4 protein-coding genes are annotated in these 21,648 nt (G+C 70.6%); all 4 read left to right on the forward strand.

Annotated features, from left to right (window positions below; translation table 11 throughout):
- Positions 1-16 precede the first annotated feature (16 nt).
- Genes Bsp3421_RS00080 through Bsp3421_RS00095 form a run of 4 tightly spaced genes read left to right on the forward strand, consistent with a single transcriptional unit; the run spans position 17 to position 21,642 of the window.
- Complete coding sequence (locus tag Bsp3421_RS00080; RefSeq protein WP_273995056.1) at positions 17-8,050, forward strand: polyketide synthase; 8,034 nt, start codon at positions 17-19, stop codon at positions 8,048-8,050.
- 31 nt (positions 8,051-8,081) lie between these two features.
- Positions 8,082-13,916 (forward strand): type I polyketide synthase, encoded by a 5,835-nt coding sequence (locus Bsp3421_RS00085; protein ID WP_273995057.1) that lies wholly within the window; start codon positions 8,082-8,084, stop codon positions 13,914-13,916.
- Positions 13,853-14,473, forward strand: a complete 621-nt coding sequence (locus tag Bsp3421_RS00090) for an acyl carrier protein (protein WP_273995058.1) — start codon at positions 13,853-13,855, stop codon at positions 14,471-14,473. The genes Bsp3421_RS00085 and Bsp3421_RS00090 overlap by 64 nt, the downstream gene beginning before the upstream one ends.
- The gene (locus Bsp3421_RS00095) at positions 14,470-21,642 is read left to right on the forward strand and encodes a type I polyketide synthase (protein ID WP_273995059.1); all 7,173 of its coding nucleotides are present in this window, start codon (positions 14,470-14,472) and stop codon (positions 21,640-21,642) included. The genes Bsp3421_RS00090 and Bsp3421_RS00095 overlap by 4 nt, the downstream gene beginning before the upstream one ends.
- Positions 21,643-21,648: the final 6 nt, after the last annotated feature.

Below are 21,648 nucleotides of genomic sequence, written 5' to 3' on the forward strand. Positions count from 1 at the left end.
ACACGACGACATGACCATGAACGCATCCAGGACGACGTCCGCGCCGCAGGCTTCCATCGTATTCGACTTGCCGAGAGACTATCCGGCACCGGTCACGCCCCGCTACCGTCGCGGGCGCGATAGCCTGGCCGTCCCCGCGTCCGTGGCGGCCGCGCTCGGCGAGCGCGCCGCGCGCGCCGGCTGCCTGGCGACGACGGGATGGCTCGCGGCGCTCGGCGTGGCACTGTCCCGCTACGCCGACCAGCGCCACTTGCCGCTCGATCTGATCGTGACCGGCGCCGGCCATGACGAACCGGCGCGCGTGCGCGTGACGCTCGACGTCGCCCCGGAGGCGCCAGCCGACGCGTTGCTGCGCGCGACCGCTGACGCGCTCGGGCAACGTACGGCGGCGATCGCCGGACACGCACCCGTGACCGTGTCGTTCTCCGGCCTGCCGACCGAGCCTGACGAGGCGGCGCTGTCCGACGCGATGCTGGACGAAGCCGAGGAGCTGTTCGTCGACAGCGAACTCAATTTCACGCTGGACGGGCGCGACGGGACGCTGTCGCTCGTGTGCGAGTACGACGAGGAGCGCTTCGAAGCCGCGACCATCGCGGGCGTGCTGGCGAGCTGGCTCGGCGCCGCACGCGCGCTGCCGGAGGCCGCGCAGACGCCGGTCGGCCGGCTGCCGCTGTGGTCCGCATCCGCGCTTGCCGCCTGGCGCGCCGCATTGCGCGGACCGGTGGCGGAGATTCCGGCGCTGACCTTCAGCGCGCTGATTCGCACCGCAGCGGCGCATTGGCCGGATGCGGTCGCGGTCGAGACGGCCGCCGAGCGCCTGACCTACCGTGAACTGCTGCAGCGGGCGGCGCGGGTCGCGCGCGGGCTGCGCGCACGCGGCGTCCGGCCGGGCGAGCATGTGGCCGTGTGCCTCGAACGCCGCGTCGATCTGGTCAGCGCGCTGCTCGGCGTGATGACGGCCGGTTGTGTCTATGTGCCGCTGGACCCGGGCTATCCGTCCGCGCGGCGCGATTACATCCTGGAGAACGCCGACGTGCGGCTCGTGCTCGGCGAAACCGCCGAGCACGACGCGACGCCGCGCGCACAGGTGTCGTTGGACGCGTTGTTGCGGGACGCAGCGGAAGGCGATGCCTGGGCCGGCGATGACGACCCCGACGCGATCGCCTATCTGATTTACACGTCGGGCTCGACGGGGCAGCCGAAGGGGGTGCGCGTCGGCAACCGCGCGGCGGTCAATCTGCTGCTCGCGATGCTCGAACGCACTGGCTTGCAGGCGGGCGAAACCTGGTTCGCGGTGACCACGCCGATGTTCGATATCGCGTTCGCCGAGCTGTTCGCGCCGCTCGTCGCCGGCGGGCGCGTGTGGCTCGCGAGTCGCGACGAAACGGCGGATCCGCTGGCGCTGGCGAACCGGATCGAAACGGTCCGGCCGCGCGTGCTGCAGGCGACGCCCGCGACCTGGCGGATGCTGGTCGCCACGCACTGGCAAGGCCGGCCCGATCTGATCGCCGTGAGCGGCGGAGAAGCGCTCGACGAATCGCTGGCCCGGGCGTTGCGGCCGCGGGTCGCGCGCCTCTGCAATGTCTATGGGCCGACGGAAGCGACCGTCTGGGCGACCTGGCACGAGGTGCGCGAACAGGGTTTTGTGTTGCTCGGCGAGCCGCTGCGCAACGTGGCGCTGCACGTCCTCGACGCCCACGGCGCGCCGGTGCCGCCGGGCGTGGCCGGCGAGCTGTGCATCGCGGGCGCGGGGCTCGCGCACGGCTACCACGGCCGGGATTCGCTGACGCGCGAGCGTTTCGTCGAGCTGACGCTCGACGGCGAGCCGCCGGTCCGGGTGTATCGGACCGGCGATCTGGTGCGGGCGAGCGCGAGCGGCGCGGTGCGCTGGCTCGCGCGGCTCGACAACCAAGTGAAGCTGCGCGGCTTCCGCATCGAGCTGGGCGACATCGAGGCCGCACTGAACGCGATTCCGGGCGTGCGCCAGGCGGTGGCCGTCGTCGAACGGCTCGACGAGCACGACCAGCGCCTCGTCGCCTACATTGTGCAGGAGGACGGCGCGGCGGGCGGTCCCGCAGCGGGCGATCTGTCCGCGCGGCTGCGCGACAGCCTGCGTCGCACGCTGCCGGACTACATGATGCCGGCGTTGTTCGTGACGCTCGACCGGATGCCGCTGACCGACAACGGCAAGCTCGATCGCGGCGCACTGGCGGCGCTCGAGCGGCCGGCGCCCGCCGTATCGGGCGCGGCGGCCAGCGTGGCGGACGGCACCACGCTCGAACGCGTGCAGGCCATCTGGCGGGACGTGCTGCGCAGGCAGGATGTCGGCGTCGACGTCAATTTCTTCGATCTGGGCGGCCATTCGATGCTGCTGCTCCAGATGCAGCTGAAGGTCGAGCAGGCGTTTGGCGTGCGCGTGCCACGCGTCGATTTCTTCCGCAATCCGACCGTGGCGCGGCTGGCCGCCTACCTCGAGGCGCGCGGCGAGCCCGCGGGCGACGCGGCACAGCCGCGTGGCCGCGCGGGGCGGGCGACCCCCGCGCGCGCGACCAGCGTGGCGGTGGTCGGAATCGGGGTGCGGGTGCCGGGGGCCTCGGACGCCGAAGCGTTCTGGCGCAATCTGCGCGACGGTGTCGAATCGCGCACCGAATTCACCGAGACCGAACTGCGCGAGGCCGGGGTGCCGCCGGCACTGATCGCCGACCCGAACTACGTGCGTGCCGGCTTCGTGCTCGACGACATCGAGCAGTTCGATGCGGGCTTCTTCGGCATGAGTCCGCGCGAGGCCGAGCTGCTGGATCCGCAGCAACGCATCTTCCTCGAATGCGCGTGGCAGGCACTCGAGGATGCGGGCATCGATCCGCATCAGGATGGCGACGGGATCGGCGTCTACGTGGGTACGGACGCGAGCGGTTACCACGCGTCGATCCTCGCGCCGCTCGAAGCGGATTCGGCGCCGGCCGCGGCGTTCCAGATCCGGATCGGCAACGAGAAGGATCACCTGCCCACGCGGGTCAGCTATCGCCTGAATCTGCGCGGGCCGAGCATCAATGTGCAGACGGCCTGCTCGACGTCGCTCGTGGCCGTGCATCTGGCCGCGCAAAGTCTGTTGCGCGGCGAATGCGACGCCGTGCTGGCAGGCGGCGTCTGCGTCCACGTGCCGCATCGCGTGGGCTACCTGTACCAGGAAGGCATGGTTGCCTCGCCGGACGGTCACTGCCGCGCGTTCGACCGCCAAGGCGGCGGCACCGTGTTCGGCAGCGGCGCGGGCGTCGTGGTGCTGAAGCGGCTCGATGACGCGATCGCGGCCGGCGACCGGATCTACGCGGTGGTGAAAGGCACGGCGGTCAATAACGACGGGTCGGGCAAGGTCGGCTATACGGCCCCGAGCGTCGACGGACAGGCGGACGCGATCATGGCCGCGCATGCGGCCGCGGGCGTCGATCCGCGCGCGATCGGCTATGTCGAGGCCCATGGCACAGCGACGCCGCTCGGCGACCCGATCGAGATCGCTGCGTTGACGCAGGCGTTCCGCGCGGCCACCGCGGACACCGGATTCTGCGCGATCGGTTCGGTGAAGACCAACATCGGCCACCTGGATCAGGCGGCGGGCGTCGCGGGGCTGATCAAGGCCGTGCTCGCCGTGCATCACGGCGAGATTCCGCCGAGCCTGCATTGCACCGAAACCAATCCGGACATTCCGTTCGACACCAGCCCGTTCTTCGTTAATACGCAATTGCGGCCGTGGTGTCCCGAAGGCGGGGTGCGCATCGCCGGCGTGAGTTCGTTCGGGATCGGCGGGACGAACGCGCATGCGATCCTGGAGGCGGCGCCGGAGGTGGCGCGCGAAGCGCGCCCGGCGGGACGCGGCGTGCAGGTGCTGACCTTGTCGGCGCGCAGCGAGGCAGCATTGCGGGCGCAGGCGACAAACTACGCGGCGTTCATCGAACGGAGCGACGCCGATCTCGCCTCGGTCTGCTACACGGCGAATACGGGACGCAGCGCGTTCGAGCAGCGCGCCGCATGGGTGGTGCGCGAGTCCGGCGAACTGGTGACGCGGCTGCGCGATTTCGGGGCGGGCGGTGCGCTGCCGGCGCTGATGCGCGGCGTGTACCGCAACCGCCGGCCGCGCGTGGCGATGCTGTTTACGGGCCAGGGCGCGCAGTACGCGGGCATGGGGCGCGAGCTGTACGAGCGCGAGCCGGTGTTCAGGGCGGCGCTCGACGCATGCGCGGAGCTGTTGAAGGACGAACTGGAAACCGGTCTGCTGGACGTGATGTACGGCGAATCGACCGCGCTCCTGGACCGGACGGACTATACGCAGCCGGCGTTGTTCGCGCTTGGTTATGCGCTGCGCGTGACCTGGGAAAGCTGGGGCGTGACACCGCAGGTGGTGATGGGGCACAGCCTGGGCGAGTACATGGCGGCGCAGGCGGCGGGCGTGCTGACTCTGGAGGGCGGGTTGAAGCTGGTGGCGCAGCGCGGGCGGCTGATGCAGCGCCTGTGCGAGGGCGGGAGCATGCTGTCGGTGAGCCTGGACGAGCAGACGCTGCGCGAGCGGCTGTCCGGGGAAGGCGCGACGGAGGGGGTGATAGCCGCGCTGAACGGGCCGTTGCAGCAGGTGGTGGCGGGCCGGGCGGAGGCGATCGACGCGCTGCAGGCGAAGCTGGAGCAGGACGGGATACACACGGACAGACTGCCGGGCTCGCATGCGTTCCATTCGCCGCTGGTGGATCCGATGCTGGATGCGTACCGGGCGAGCCTGGAATCGACGTTGCTGTCGGCGCCGCGGGTGGCGCTGGTGTCGAACGTGAGCGGTGCGCTGGCGGGGGCGGAAGTGGGCACGCCGGCGTACTGGCTGAAGCATACGCGGCAGGCGGTACGGTTTGGGCAGGGCATCGAGGCGCTGGCGGCGCAGGGGGTGGACGTGCTGCTGGAAATCGGCCCGCGCCCGACGCTGGTGGCGCTGGCGCGGCAGACGCTGGGGCCGGACAGCGAGCAGGTATCGCTGGCGAGCCTGCGGTCGGGCAAGGGCGACGTGCAGCAGATGCTGGAGAGCGCAGCGGCCCTGCACGTGCGCGGCGCGGCACTCGACTGGGCGGCGCTGCATGCGCTCGACCGGCCAGTCAAGATTGGCCTGCCGACCTATCCGTTCCAGCGCAAACGCTACTGGGTGGAGCGGAACGAGGGGACCGGTGCGCACACACCGCGGCGCGCGGCGCATGACGAGGCGGGGCTGCATACGCTGCTTGGCCGGCGCGTGAAACTGCCGCGCTCGACGGAGGTCCGCTTCGAGGCCGAATTCCGTCCGGACTGGCCGGCCTATGTCGACCATCATCGCCTGTTCGGCGCGATGGTGGTGCCGGGCGCCTCGCACATCGCGATGTTCCTGGCCGCCGCCGAGGTGTACTACGGCGAGACCGGATGCGTCGTCGACGAAATCCTGTTCCTGCGGCCGTTCGTGATGCCCGAGGCGGGGCAGCGCACGGTGCAGATCGTGATGCGCCCCGCGGCCGGCCAGGCGCACACGATCGACATGATGACGCTCGCTCCCCGACGCGATCCCGCTGACGATTCGGCGTGGACGCTGCATGTCGAGGCGCGCGGAATTCGGGGTCCGCGGGCGCTTCCACCGCCGCCGGATGCATCGGAGCTGGGCGCGGTCAAGGCGCGCTGCGCCGACTACCTGTCGGGGGCCGATTTCTATTCAAAAGTATGGATTCCCGGCATGGACACCGGCAACTCGTTCCGCTGGATCGACGAGATCTGGCGGGGCGAGGCGGAAGCCCTGTGCCGCACCCGCCTGCCGGCGCTGCTGGAGCCGATCGATGGCCCATTCCATGCCGGTCTCGTGGAATCGGGTTTCCAGCTGCTGAACAGCTGCTGGCAATTCGCGACCGACGAACTGCTCAAGACCGACTACATCTACGTGCCGTTCAGCATCGACAGTTACCGCCTGTACGGACGTCCCGAGACGGACCGGCTGTGGGTCCATGCGCGCATCATCCGGCAGGGCGAAGGCGAGGAAAATGGCGTGACGGCGGATATCCGCGTGTTCGAGGATACCGGGCGCGTGATCGCGCACGTCCGCGGCTTCGAGGTGCGCCGTCTGCATCGCGGCGCCGTGCATGCGCTGCTGCAGGACGACGGTCCGGACCGTCTGTTCGCAACCCAGTGGCGCCGTATCGATGCGCCTGCCGCAACGCCGCTGCCGGCCGACGATGCCGTGTTGATCGTCGGTGACGGCGCGGGCGCCGGCGCGGCCCTGGCGGCCAGACTGCGCGCCGAGCGCGTGCGCTGCGTGCGGGTGGTGCCCGCTCAGACGATCGACGACGACACGCACGTGCCGCTCGCCGATGCGACGAGCGAATCGGCCTGGCGCGACACGCTGCGGGCGGTTTCGGCGCGCATGGGCAATGGCACGCTGCATATCGTCGATCTGTGTGCGCTGGATCTCGTCGGCCGGCATGACGCGCCCGCCGAGCCGATGGCGATCCAGTCGCGGCTGTGCGGCGGCGCACTCGCCCTCGTGGCGGCACTCGCGGATGCCGGCCGCACGGCCCGGCTCGATTTCGTGACGCGTGGCGCACAGGATCTCGGCGGTGCGCTGACGGTCGCGCGTGCTGCTCAAGCGACGCTGACCGGGTTGGCGCGCGTGATCGCGACCGAGTATCCGGAGTGGCGGTGCCGCACGATCGATCTCGACCCCGAGGCCGCCGATCCGGTGGCCGCGCTGGCGCCGCTGCTGAACCTCGACGGCTACGAGCCGCAACTCGCGCTCCGGGCCGGCGCGGTACAGGCCGCCCGCGTGACGCGCGCGAAGCCGGCCAGACGGACGGTCGCGCCGCTCGAACCGAATGCGACTTACGTGATTTCGGGCGGGCTCGGCGGATTGGGCCTACGTCTGGCGCAGCAACTCGCACAGGCGGGCGTGAAGCGGCTCGTGCTGCTCGCGCGCCGCGCGCCGGACGCGACGGCGCAGGCCGCGATCGATGCGCTGCGCGCGCACGGCTGCGCGGTCGATCTCGCTCGCTGCGACGTCGCCGACCTGGATGCATTGCGCGTGGTGTGGAACGAGGTCGTGCTGGCCGGCGCACTGCCGCTCAAAGGCATCTTCCACGCGGCCGGCGCACTGCGCGACGGCGTGCTGGGCCGTCAGCCGTGGTCGGAGTTCGTGGTGCCCCTGCAGGCCAAGGTTCAGGGCGCGTTCAACCTGCACACGCTCAGTCTCGATGCCGAACTGGACTGCTTCGTCTGCTTCTCGTCGATCAGCGTGTTGTTCGGGACGGCCGGACAAGGCAATTACGCAGCAGCGAATGCCTATCTCGATGCGCTCGCCGGCGCGCGTCGGGCGCTCGGCCTGCCAGCCACGAGCATCCAGTGGGGACCGTTTGCCGAGGTGGGGATGACTGCGGCGCTCGAGCGCGCGCATCGCGAGAAAGCGGCCGCGCGTGGTCTCCAGATGCTGCCGCCGGCCGAGCTGCTGAAACAGATCGACGCGGCGCGCCGCGTCGACACGGCGACGGTGGTGGCCGGTAACGACGACTGGCAGCGCTATGCGCAGACCGAATCGTCCGAGGCCGTGCTGGCGCTGCTGGCGGACTGGCGTCCGAAGGAGACGGCGGACGCATCGCCGTCCGCGGCCCGCGACGTGCGCGAACGTTTCGACGCGACGCCGATGCCCGCGCTGCACGATGTGCTGATGACCTATCTGCAAGCGCATATCGCGAGCATGCTCGGCCGCTCGCCGGACGAGGTCGCGCCCACGCGCGGTTTCCTGGAACTCGGTCTCGATTCGCTCGCGGCCGTCGAGTTCCGCAGCCAGGTACAGCGCGATCTGAGGTTGTCGCTGCCCGCGACCTTCGCGTTCGACTACGGCAACGTCGAGTTGGGCGCCGACTACCTGTTCGAGCGTCTGAAAGCTGAACGCGCGCGCGCGGACGCACCCGCGACGCCCTCGCGCGAGGCAGGCGCGACGGTCGGAGACAAAACGGCGGCGGACGATCTCGATGCGGAACTGGCGCGTCTCGAAGCGTCGTTGCGCCGATGAGCAACCGCCGCACAGACAGGGGAACATCAAGGTGAGTACGACGCAGCAACGCATCGCCCAGGCGCTCAAACTGGCGCGGGAACGTGTCGAGGCACTCGAGCGCGCCCAGCGGCAACCGCTCGCGATCGTCGGGATCGGGTGCCGCGTCCCGCATGATGTCGCCGGTCCCGATGCATTCTGGGACATGTTGTCGAACGGACGAGATGTGACGACGGAGATCCCCGCCGACCGCTGGGACGTCGAGCATTTCTTCGACCCCGATCCGAGCGCGCCGGGCAAGATGTACATGCGCCGCGGCGGCTTTCTGGACACGGTGGACCAGTTCGAGCCGGGGTTCTTCGGTATATCGGAGCGCGAGGCGATCTCGCTCGACCCCCAGCAGCGGTTGCTGCTGGAAGTAAGCTGGGAAGCGCTCGAGCATGCCGGGATCGCGCCCAGTTCAGTACGCGGCGCGCCGTGCGGCGTCTTCATGGGGGTGAGCTGGCACGACTACGAGCGGCTTGCGTTCGGGCGTGACGCCGCGCGCGTGGACGCGTATGCGGGGCTCGGCAACACGCCGAGCATCGCCCCCGGCCGGCTTGCCTACGTCCTGGGCGCCGAGGGACCGACCATGCTCATCGACACGGCGTGCTCGGCGAGTCTGGTCGCGATCCACGAAGCGTGCCAGAGCCTGCGCCTGGGCGAGTGCGACATGGCGCTGGCGGGCGGCGTCGCGCTGATGCTGTCGCCGCTGTCGACGGTGTTCTGCTGCAAGATTCGCGCGTTGTCGCCCACCGGCCGATGCCATACCTTCGACGCCGGGGCCGACGGCTATCTGCGCGGCGAAGGCGCTGGCGTGATCGTGCTGAAGCGGCTGGCGGATGCACGCGCGAACGGCGACCGGATTCTCGCGGTCATCCGCGGTACGGCGATCAACCACGATGGGGCGAGCAGTGGCTTGACGGTGCCGAACGGCCGCGCGCAGGAGCGCCTGCTGGAAGCGGCGCTGAAGGATGCCGGCGTCGGCGCGGACGCGATCGGCTATGTCGAGGCCCACGGCACGGGCACCCCGCTCGGCGATCCGATCGAGCTGGCCGCGCTGTCGAAGGTCTATGGACGCGCGCGCCCGGCCGGGCAACTGTTGCCGGTCGGTTCGGTGAAGACCAACATCGGCCACCTGGAGGCCGCCGCGGGTGTCGCGGGGCTGATCAAGGCCGTGCTGATGTTGCAGCACCAGCAGATCCCCGCGAGCCTGAACTTCACGCATCCGAATCCACGCTTCGATTGGGCCGGCAGCGGATTGACCGTGCCGACGCGCCTGACGGCGGCAGGGGATGCGCCGCTCGGGATGATCGGCGTGAGTTCGTTCGGGTTCAGCGGGACGAACGCGCATGCGATCCTGGAGGCGGCGCCGGAGGTGGCGCGCGAAGCGCGCCCGGCGGGACGCGGCGTGCAGGTGCTGACCTTGTCGGCGCGCAGCGAGGCAGCATTGCGGGCGCAGGCGACAAACTACGCGGCGTTCATCGAACGGAGCGACGCCGATCTCGCCTCGGTCTGCTACACGGCGAATACGGGACGCAGCGCGTTCGAGCAGCGCGCCGCATGGGTGGTGCGCGAGTCCGGCGAACTGGTGACGCGGCTGCGCGATTTCGGGGCGGGCGGTGCGCTGCCGGCGCTGATGCGCGGCGTGTACCGCAACCGCCGGCCGCGCGTGGCGATGCTGTTTACGGGCCAGGGCGCGCAGTACGCGGGCATGGGGCGCGAGCTGTACGAGCGCGAGCCGGTGTTCAGGGCGGCGCTCGACGCATGCGCGGAGCTGTTGAAGGACGAACTGGAAACCGGTCTGCTGGACGTGATGTACGGCGAATCGACCGCGCTCCTGGACCGGACGGACTATACGCAGCCGGCGTTGTTCGCGCTTGGTTATGCGCTGCGCGTGACCTGGGAAAGCTGGGGCGTGACACCGCAGGTGGTGATGGGGCACAGCCTGGGCGAGTACATGGCGGCGCAGGCGGCGGGCGTGCTGACTCTGGAGGGCGGGTTGAAGCTGGTGGCGCAGCGCGGGCGGCTGATGCAGCGCCTGTGCGAGGGCGGGAGCATGCTGTCGGTGAGCCTGGACGAGCAGACGCTGCGCGAGCGGCTGTCCGGGGAAGGCGCGACGGAGGGGGTGATAGCCGCGCTGAACGGGCCGTTGCAGCAGGTGGTGGCGGGCCGGGCGGAGGCGATCGACGCGCTGCAGGCGAAGCTGGAGCAGGACGGGATACACACGGACAGACTGCCGGGCTCGCATGCGTTCCATTCGCCGCTGGTGGATCCGATGCTGGATGCGTACCGGGCGAGCCTGGAATCGACGTTGCTGTCGGCGCCGCGGGTGGCGCTGGTGTCGAACGTGAGCGGTGCGCTGGCGGGGGCGGAAGTGGGCACGCCGGCGTACTGGCTGAAGCATACGCGGCAGGCGGTACGGTTTGGGCAGGGCATCGAGGCGCTGGCGGCGCAGGGAGTGGACGTGCTGCTGGAAATCGGCCCGCGCCCGACGCTGGTGGCGCTGGCGCGGCAGACGCTGGGGCCGGACAGCGAGCAGGTATCGCTGGCGAGCCTGCGGTCGGGCAAGGGCGACGTGCAGCAGATGCTGGAGAGCGCAGCGGCCCTGCACGTGCGCGGCGCGGCACTCGACTGGGCGGCGCTGCATGCGCTCGACCGGCCAGTCAAGATTGGCCTGCCGACCTATCCGTTCCAGCGCAAACGCTACTGGGTCGAACCGGATGGTCATGAAGTCGCGGGCAGCACGCCGGGTTCCGTCTCATCCGGACTCGGTACGCGCGTCGAAGTGGCGGACGGCACGACCGTCTTCGAACTGCATTGCGGCGCGCACAGCCACGCGTGCCTGCGCGATCATCGCTTGTTCGGCTCGATGCTGGTGCCGGGCAGCTTCTACCTGAGCCTTGCGCTCGAAGCGTGCGACGCACTGGGCGACGGCATGGCGACGGGCGTTCGCGATGTGGTGCTGAGTACGCCGCTGCGCCTCGCCGAGGACGAGACGCGGATCATCCAGCTCATCGTGTCCGCGCGCTCGGGCGACGCGCGCCACTTTGCCATCCATAGCCGGTGCGCGGACCATCGTGCCGGGGCGGACTGGGTCGAGCATGCGCGTGGCGAGTTAGCGCCCGTCGCGCGCACGACGGATCTGCCGCCCGTCGACTCCGCCGATCCGCTCGTCGCGCATCTGGATGGCGACGCGCTGCGCACGCAGTTCGCCCAGCGCGGGCTCGGCTACGGCGGCAGATTCCAGGCCATCGCCGACGTGCGTCATGGCAAGCATCGGGCCGAGGCCACGCTCATCGACGGTGCGCCCGAAAACGGACTGGCGGTGCATCCCGGCCTGCTCGATGCGGCGCTGCAGGCAACCGCTGCCTGCCTGACCTATCAGCAGCGCGACGGCGCGTTCGTACCGCTCGCGTTCGACGAAATCGTGCTGTGCCAGGACGCGCGGCCGTTCACCGCATCGCAGGTGGCAGTCTGGCTCGATTGCGACGGCAGCGCACAGACGGATACGATCCGCGCCTCGCTGTGCCTGTTCGGGGCCGGTCGCACGCCCGTCATGATGGTGCGCGGGATGACGCTGCGCCGTCTCGCCGACCCTGCCGGGGGTGACGTCGCCGGCGAGGTGGAGCCGGAGGCGTACGCGGTCGAATGGGCGCCGGTCGACGCCGTCGCCGACCAGGAAAACCCAAGCGGTGTCTGGGTGCTCGTGGGCGCCGAAGCCGAGCGCGCGGCGCTCGCCGCGCGCTTCGCGCGCGACGGTGTCGGGATGACGTTCGTGCATGTCGACGGGAGCGCCGAACGCGAAACGATCGTCGCCGCGTTGCGCACGGCGCCGGGGCCGTTGCGCGGGGCGCTGCGCATCGTGTCCGGCCTGGAAGAGACCCTCGACGCCGCGGCGCTCGCCGCGGTGGCCGCGCGCGTGGGCGCGCTGGCCGTGGCGCTCGCCGATGCGCCGCTGTCGCCGGATTTCAGACTCTGGCTCGTGACCGCCGGCGCGGGCAGTCCGGCCGACGATCCGGCGCCCGTCGTGCCGGCAGCCGGCGCTATCGCGGCACTCGGCCGCACGCTCGCCCTCGAATATCCGGATCTGCACTGCATCAATGTCGACCTGGCGCGCGGGACGCCGGCCGACGCAGCGGCCGACCTGCTGTGGCACGAGGTGGGGCGCAACGATGGCGAGAGCGATGTGTGTCTGCGTGCGCGCCGCTACGCGCTGCGCATGCGGCCCTGCGCCGACGACGACGGCCTCGCCGTACCGGCTGCGATGCCCTATCGGCTGGTCGCGTCGACGGACGGACGGGTCGAGTCGCTCGCGCTCGCCACATGCGATCAACCGGCAGTCGGACCGGGCGAGGTCGCGATCGAGGTGCGCTTCGCGGGCCTCAACTTCCGCGATGTGCTGCGCGTGCTCGGCAAACTGCCCGTGAGCGCGACAGGGATCGGCGGCGAACTGAGCGGCGTGATCCGCGCGGTTGGCGAGGGCGTGACGACGCTGCGCGTCGGCGATCGCGTCATGGCGATGGCCGACGGGAGTTTCGCGTCGCACGTGGTCGTGAATGCCGATCATGTCGCGCCGATTCCCGACGATTGGTCGTTCGAAGCGGCGGCGACCGTGCCGGTCGCGTTCCTGACCGCGCACTATGCGCTGACGACGCTCGGCGGGCTCGCACGCGGACAACGGATCCTGATTCACGCGGCGGCCACGGGGGTCGGCCTTGCGGCCGTCCAGCTCGCGAAGCGCATGGGTCTCGACGTGTTCGCGACGGCGAGCCTGGGCAAACATCCCCTGCTGGCGCGGCTCGGCGTCACGCAGCGCTTCGATTCGCGCCGTCTCGGCTTCGCCGGACAGATTCTCGCGCAGACGGGCGGGCAGGGCGTCGACGCGGTGCTCAATGCGCTGGTCGGCGATTTCATTCCGGAAAGCCTGCGCGCGCTCGGCCCGTCGGGGATCTTCCTGGAAATGGGCAAAGCGGAGATCTGGACGCCCGAGCGTGTCGCCGCGCATCACCCGACCGCACGCTACGTGCCGTTCGACATCGCCGATGTACCCGCCGTCCGGATCGCGGCACTGTTTGCCGAATTGCGCGCGATGTTCGCAGGCGGCGAGCTTCAAGCGCTTCCACGCACGGTCCACACCCTGCGTGCCGCGAGAACCGCGTTCCGCACCATGGCGCAGGGCCGCCATGTCGGCAAGATCGTCCTGCGGGTCGCGGACGATGAGAGCGACGTGCTGTCCGCCGGAGCGACCTACCTCGTCACGGGCGCGAGCGGCGCACTGGGCCGGCAGGCCGCGCAATGGCTGGTCGAACGGGGCGCGCGATACGTGGTGCTGGCCGCGCGTACCCGCAACGCCGCGCTCGATGCGTTGCTCGACGCGTTGAGCGCGCGCGGAGCGCGATGCCGCTGGGTGCAGACCGACGTAGGTGTCGAAGCGGAGGTCGAGCGCCTGTTTTCCGTGCTCGAGAACGACTGGCCGCCGCTGCGCGGCGTGCTGCACATCGCCGGCGTGCTCGACGACGCACCGCTCGGCGCACTCGACGCGATGCGCTATCGCCGCGTGTTTGCGCCAAAGGTCGACGGTGCGCGCTGGCTCCACGCCAGGACTGAAGGCGCTGCACTCGATTTCTATGTCGTCTATTCGTCGATCGCCTCGGTCCTGGGCGCGGCGGGGCAGGGCAACTACGCGGCGGCCAACGGCTATCTCGACACGCTGATCCAACATCGCCGCCGGCTGGGTCTACCCGGCCTCGGCGTGAACTGGGGCGGTGGGGCGGGGCCGGCATGGCCAGCGAGCTGGATGCCGGCGCGCTGCGCCGGCTGCGCGCGCAAGGGCAGTTCCTGCTGAGGCCGGCGAGCGGCATGGCCGCCCTTGCGCGGGGGCTCTGCGCGCCCGCGCCGCAGGTCGCGGTGATCGCGGCGGACTGGTCCCGGGTGGAGCAGGCGCGTCGCGCGCGGTCGTCGCTGCTGGCGGATCTGCGACGTTCTGCGGCGCAGCAGCCGGCGGCGTCGACCGCGACGCCGACGCACGACATGGATCCGCGCGCACTGGTCGACCAGGCCGTGCGCAAGGTCACGGGCACCCGGGCTTCGACACGACTCGACGCCCATCTGTCGTTGCGTGACCTGGGCCTGGATTCCCTGATGGCGATGGAACTGCGCAACGAGCTGTGCGCGCTCACGGGCCGCCGTCTGGCGCCCACGATCGCCTTCGACTATCCCAGCATCGACGCGCTCGCGACGCATCTTGCCTCGCTCGCGACGGGGCTATCCGCCGCCGCCGCGACCGCCGCGCCTCCCGACCCGGCGCAGGGCGAGACCGCCCCGCCGGTCGATCTGTCCGCGGACGAGCTGTATGCGCGGCTCAATCAGGAAATCACTGCATTGGAAGGACACCTGTCATGACGGTAACGGATGCGCAATCCCCGCTGGTGCGCGCGCTCTCGGCACTCGAGCGCAGTCGGCTCAAGCTGGAGGCGGTTGAACGCGAGCGCTCGGAGCCGATCGCGATCGTCGGCGCGGCGTGCCGCCTGCCGGGCGGCGTCGTGGATCTCGACAGCTTCTGGACGCTGCTCGAACGCGGCGGCGATGCCGTGTCCGGCTTGCCGGAGACGCGCTGGAACACGACCGGCCTGTTCGACCGGAATCGCAATGCGGCGGGGGCGGTCTACAGCAACGCGATGGCCGTGCTCGACGGCGCCGACCGCTTCGACCACGCCGCGTTCGGCATTTCAGCGCGGGAAGCCGAACGCATGGAGCCCCAGCAGCGGCAGCTACTGGAAGTGTCGTTCGAGGCGCTCGACCACGCCGGGCTGAACGTCGAGGGACTGCGCGACAGCGATACGGGCGTCTTCGTCGGCATCTGCCCGAACGATTTCACGCACCGGTTCGCGATCGAGTCGGCCGATCCCTACTCGGCGACCGGCGCGTCGCTCGCGACGGCGTCCGGCCGGCTGGCCTACGTGTTCGGCTTTCAGGGGCCGGCGCTCAGTATCGATACCGCCTGCTCGTCGTCGCTGGTCGCGCTGCACCTCGCCTGTCAGGCGCTGCGTAAGCGCGAGACGGGTCTCGCGCTCGTGGGCGGCGTTCATGTGAGCGCGGGGCCCGAGTCGTCGGTGGCGCTCGCGAAACTCAACGCGTTGTCGCCGAGCGGTCGTTGCCGCGCGTTCTCCGCCGATGCGGATGGGTACGTGCGCGGCGAGGGCTGTATCGTCGTGGTGCTCAAGCGCTTGAGCGACGCCGTGCGCGATGGCGACCGGATCCTCGCCTCGGTGCGCGAGACGGCGATCAACCAGGATGGTCGAAGCAATGGCCTGACCGCGCCCAACCGGCTCGCGCAGACCGAGCTGCTGCGCTCCTGCCTGTCGCGCGCGAAGCTGAAGCCGCACGACGTCGGTTATCTGGAGGCGCACGGCACCGGAACCGAACTGGGCGATCCGATCGAACTCGCCGCCGCGGCGACGGCTTATGGCGTCGATCGGGAGGATCCGCTCTGGGTCGGGTCCGCGAAGACCAACATCGGTCATCTGGAGGCCGGCGCGGGCCTGGCCGGACTGCTGCGCGCGGTGCTCGCGCTGCGGCACGCGACGATTCCGCCGAACCTGCACCTGAACGGACTCAACCCGCATTTCGACTGGGATGCCGAGCGGCTGCGGGTGCCGACGACGCTGACGCCGTTTCCGCTCAATCCGTCCGGTAGCCGGATCGCCGGCGTGAGCTCGTTCGGCTTCAGCGGCACTAACGCGCACGCGCTCGTGGAGCAGGCGCCGGCGCCTGCCGAGGCCGAGGCGCCGGCGTCCGGCGAGGAGGACGCGGTGTTTTTGAGCGCCGCTTCGGACGCCGGGTTGCGCGACCAGGCGCGGCGTTTCGCGCGCCGCTTGACCGAGACGCCCTCGCGCTGGCGCGAGGTATGTCACACGGCGCGTGCGCGCAGCAATGCGCAGGCGCTGCGCATCGCCGTCGCGGGACGCGACGCGAACGATCTGGCCACGCAGCTGACGGCATTCGCGGACGGCGCACCCGTGGCGGACCTGACACGCGGCGCATGTCTGCCGGACGGGCGCGGCGTGGTCGCGGTGTTTTCCGGGCAAGGGGCTCAGTGGGTCGGGATGGGTCGCGAGCTGTACGCGACACGCGGCGCCTTCGCGGACACGTTCGACGCGTGCGCACAGGCAATCGAGCGTCATTCCGGACGCGTGATGCGCGACGCGCTGGCGGCCGACGAAGCGGCATTTTCGACGCTGGATGTCGCCACCGTGCAGCCGCTGATCTTTTCGGTCGCGGTCGCGCTCGCCGCGCATCTGCGTGCGCTGGGCCTGCGCTTCGATGCGCTCGTCGGACAGAGCATGGGCGAGGTCAGCGCGGCGACCGTCGCCGGCGCGCTGTCGATCGACGATGGCGCCCGCATCATCTGCGAACGCAGCCGGCTGGGCGCCACCGTCAAGGGCGGCGCCATGGCGATGGTGGCGCTGAGTCGCGACGAGGTCGAGGCGCGCGTGACCGCCGAGGCGCGGGCCGTCACCCTGGCCGCCTGCAACGGGCCCGCCTCGACGCTGGTGTCCGGCACGCAGGACGAGATCGACGCGCTCGTCGTCGCGTGGCAGGCTGCGGGCGTGTTCTGCCGCAGGCTGCGGGTCGACTATGCATCGCACAGCGCGTTCATGGAACCGTTGCTGGCGCCACTGAAGGCCGCGCTCGCGAACATTGCGCCGCGTGCCGGCGCGTTGCCGCTGTATTCGACCGTCACGGCCGCCGAGATCGACGGGGCCGCGCTGACGCCCGACTACTGGGCGGCCAATCTGCGGCAACCCGTGCTGCTCTATCCCACCCTGGAAAAGCTGATTGCGCTCGGCTACCGGCTGTTCGTGGAAATCTCGCCCCGGCCGGCACTGAGTGCGTCGATCGAGGATGCGCTGGCGCAGGCGGGCGTCGAAGGATGCGTTGTGTGCGCAATGAGTGATGGAGCGCCTCAGCAGCGCACGGCGCTGCTGGCCGCCGGCCTCGTGTTCGCCCACGGCGCACGCCTGGAGGTCCGACGCACGCCGGCCTGGATGACGGAGATTCCGGCGCGCAGCTGGGACCACGTCGAATTTCCCCTGCCTGCCTATCGGCGCACGGCGGGCGTGGACGGCCGCACGGATGCGATCCTTGACGCGCCGCGCATGATCGCCGGTCAGACCGGCGTCGCGATGGCCGAAGGCAGCGTGAGCATCGACCATCCGCTCGTCGCGCAGCATCGTGTCGACGGCAGCGCGCTGCTGCCCGGCATGGGCTTCCTGAGCCTGGTGCTGCGTGCCGCGCGCGCGCGTTGGCCAACGCGCAACCTGTCGCTCACGGAAGTGGCCTTCCGCCAGGTGCTCGCCGTTCGCGACGATGCCCCCGCGCCGCGTTCGCTGCAGCTCGTGCTGGTCGATCAATCTCCGGACGCCGCGGGCTGGCGCATGAGCAGCCGGGACGACGAGCACGATGAACGCTGGATCGAGCACGCGAGCGGCAACGTGGCTCACGACGCTGGTCCGCTGGATGACGCCGGACTGCCCGCGCTCGCCGAAGTCAGGGCGCGCCTGCATGACGAGGTGGACGGCGTCACGCTATACGACGCGCTCGACGCGACGGGGCTGCAATACGGCCCGCGCTTTCGTCGCGTGGCCCGGCTCGGGTGGGGGGACAACGCCTTTGTCGCGCAACTTGCCGCCGCGACGGAGCCGGAGGGTGGTGAGGCTCGCCTGGACGCCTTCAGTCTGGATGCCTGTCTGCACGGGCTGGCCTGGCTCGGCTCCCGGCGTGGTGAACATGCGCAGGTGCCGGTGTCCGTCGCCAGCGTCGCGATTGCCGCGAGCGCCGGTGCGCCCGCGTGGGTCTACGGCGTGCGCACGGGCGACGGCGCGGCCTCCACGGCCGATCTGGTCGTGTGGGATGCGGCAGGGCGGGTAATCGCGCGTATCGTCGGCCTGCGGGCCCTGAATCCGGACCGCGCCCGCGCATCGCTGCCCGCGCAGGGACGCTGGCTGCACGCCCAGACATGGATCGAGCAGCCGATACCGGTGGCTGAAGCCGCTGCGGCACGCGATTGGCTGATCGTCGCCGCGAACGGCGACGTGTCCGGGCCGTGGCTCGCGCGCCTGCAGGCGTGTCTCGGCGCGACGCTGCTCCCATGGCGGGCGGGCGAACACGAGCCGTTTCCGATGGCCGCGTTCCGTGCGTGGGCGCAAGCGGATGGGGACGCGGCGCGGGAGGTCGTCTGGCTGGGCGACAGCGTGGAGCGCGCGCTCTCGGACGATTGCCAGGGCGAACCGACGCTGCATGCGAGCATCGATGCGCTCGCCATGGCGCAGGCCATGCTGGGCGCCTTCGACGGCCGGCCGGCGCCACGTCTCACGTTCGTGTCCGCGGGCGCACAAAGCGTCGCCGGCGGTGCGCCGGCGCGCGCGACGCTGGGCGACGCGGGTCTCTGGGGATTCGCCCGCGCCGTGTCGGCGGAGCATGCGCACTGGCGCCTGCGCTGCATCGACCTCGACCCTGCCGACATACGCCGGCAGGCTGACCGCCTGGCCGACGAGCTCGTCGGCGGTGGCGGGGAGACGGAGGTCGCGTTGCGCGAGGCGCGCTGGGTTGGCCGGCTCGCTCGCCAGCCGCTTGGCGAGGAGCGTGCAGCGAGCGCGCGACTCGCGGGCGAGCCCTATCGCGTACAGATCGACCGGCCCGGCGTGTTGGGTTCGCTGACACTGCGGGCCACGCAGCGGCTCGAGCCCGCGCCCGGCGAAGTGGAGATCGAGATCGACGCGGCGGCGCTCAATTTCGCCGACGTCATGCGGGCCATGGGCTTTTTCCTGGGCGAACAGGAACACCGGGTGACGCTGGGAAGCGAATGTGCCGGCATCGTGTCGCGTGTCGGCCCCGGCGTCTCGGGCATACGCATGGGGCAGCCGGTGGTCGCGATCGGCGCGCATTGTTTCGCGAGCCACGTGTGTGTCGACGCCGCGCTCGTGGCGACGCGTCCCGACACGCTGTCGGCCGCGGACGCGGCCGGCTTGCCCATTGCGTCGATGACCGCGTGGTACGCGCTGAAGGAAGTGGCGTCGCTCCGGGCGGGGGAGCGGGTGCTGATCCACTCGGCCAGCGGAGGAACCGGACTGGCGGCCGTGCAGCTTGCGCTGTCGATAGGCGCCGAAGTGATCGCGACGGCCGGCAGCGAATCCAAGCGCGAGATGCTGCGCGGGATGGGCGTGCGGCACGTCTTCGATTCACGCAGCGCGGCCTTCGAACGCGCGACCCTCGATGCGACGGGCGGGCAGGGGGTCGACGTGGTGCTCAATTCGCTGACGGGCGTGGCGATCGAGCAGAATCTGCGGGTGCTGGCCGCCGACGGCTGGTTCCTCGAACTGGGCAAGCGCGATATCTACGAAGACGGCCGCCTGTCACTGCGGCATTTCAAGAAGCGGATCCGCTTCGTGGCGATCGATCTGAGCGGATTGCAGCGTGAACGGCCCGAGCAGTTCGCTGCGTTGTTCCGGCGGGTCATGGATGCATTCGTCGCGGGCGCGGTTGCGCCGCTCCCGACCACGATCGTGCCCGTGTCGCGCGCGGCGGAAGCGTTTCAGCGGATGGCGTCGGCCCAGCACGTCGGCAAGCTCGTCCTGACGATGCGCGATCCCGACATCACGCTTGCCGAGCCGGGCGGAACCGCCCCCTTGCTGCGCGGTACCCATCTCATCACGGGTGGGACAGGCGGCCTGGGGGCCGCGCTGGCCGGATGGCTGGTCGAGAACGGCGTGCGGCGGATCGTCCTGATAGGGCGCTCGGCGGAGGGCGAGGCGGGGCGTGCGCTGGCGGAACGCCTGCGTCGGCAAGGCGCCGAAGTGCGCACGGTCGCGCTCGACGTGACCTCGCGCGCCGCGCTCGCGCGCGAACTCGAGGCGATCGAGGCCGGGTTCGGCCCACTGCGCGGCGTCTATCACCTGGCCGGCGTACTGAGAGACGGACTGGTCGATACCCAGACGCCCGATGCATACCGGCACGTGCTGGAGCCGAAGGTCGATGGCGCATGGCACCTTCACGAACTGACGGCCGGGCGCGAACTCGATCACTTCGTCCTGTATTCGTCGGCGGCCGCACTGCTGCCATCGCCGTCGCAAGCCAGCTATGCCGCGGCAAATGCGTTCCTTGACGCGCTCGCGAGTCATCGGCGCGCGAGCGGCCTGCCGGCACTCAGCGTGCAGTGGGGACCTTTCTCGGATGCGGGACTGGCTGCGGCGCGCGACGAACGCGGTGCGCGCCTGGCGGAACGCGGGGCGGCCAGCCTGACCACCGGCGAAGCCCATGGCTATCTGGGCATGCTGATGAAGTGCGATGCCCCGGTAATCGGCGTGTTTCCGTTCGACGCCGCGCGCTGGCTCGAGGCGTCGACCGCCGTGGCCGCGCAGCCGCGTTTCGATGCGCTGCGCAGCGCATCGATTCAGCGGCCGGGCAACGGCACATCGCGAGACCTGCTCGAGGCAGCGTCGCCAGACGCACGGCTGGCGCAGCTCCAGAGCCTGGTGCGACGGCATGCGGCAGCGGTGCTGCGCGTCTCGGAAGCCGCGCTGACGCCGTCGACGACCTTCCCGCAGATGGGACTGGATTCGCTGACCGGCCTCGAACTGCGCAACCGGATCGAAGGCGAGGTCGGGATGCCCTTGTCGTCAGCGGTGCTATGGCGTCATCCGACGACCGACGCGCTCGCCGAATGCCTGGCGCAGCAGTTCGGCGCGGCCGCATCGCCTGCGGCGGCGCTGGCGCCGGCAACCGCGCCGCTCGCCGCCGTGCCATCGAAGGCGGAGGCGTCGGACGCCGGTAAGTGGTTCCTCGTCCCGCGTGCGTCGCAGTCCCCGCGGCTGAAACTCTTCTGCATTCCGTTCCTGGGCGGTCTGAGTTCGGTGTTTTCCGGTTGGCTGCGGTATTTGCCGGACGACATCGACCTGCAGGCGCTGCAACTGCCCGGCCGGCCGCCGCGCCATACCGAGACGGCCTATGCGAAATACCCGGCGCTGATCGAGAAACTGCGCGACGTGCTTATCCCGAGCCTGAATGCGCCGTATGCGATCTATGGGCACAGTCTCGGCGCGCTGCTGGCGTTCGGGCTCGCGCATGCGTTGCGCGATGCAGGCGCACCTGCGCCGGAGCACCTGTTCCTCGCGGCCTATCCCTCTCCGCATCTGCACAACCCGGTCGGCGACATTGCCGGTTTGCCGGAAACCGAGTTCATCGACGCCCTGAAACGTCTGCGCGGCATTCCCGAGCAGGTTCTTGCGGACCGTGAGCTGTTGACGGTGTTCCTGCCCAGCCTGCGGGCCGAAATCGAACTGCTGAATTCCTACGTCCATACGTCGCGCGCGCCGCTCGCGGTTCCCGCGACGATTCTCGGCGGAACGCGCGACCATGTGGTCAGCGCCGCCGAGATCCGTGCATGGCGCCAGCATTTCGCGGGGCCGGTCGAGGTGCGCGACATCGAGGGCGGTCACTACTTTATGAAGGATGCGTCGCGCGAGGTCGTCGGGGTGCTGCTCGCGCGGCTCGCGCTTGCGCAGCCGGCCTGAGGGCCG

Origin of the sequence: Burkholderia sp. FERM BP-3421 (assembly GCF_028657905.1) — a bacterium.
Taxonomy (GTDB): Bacteria; Pseudomonadota; Gammaproteobacteria; order Burkholderiales; family Burkholderiaceae; genus Burkholderia.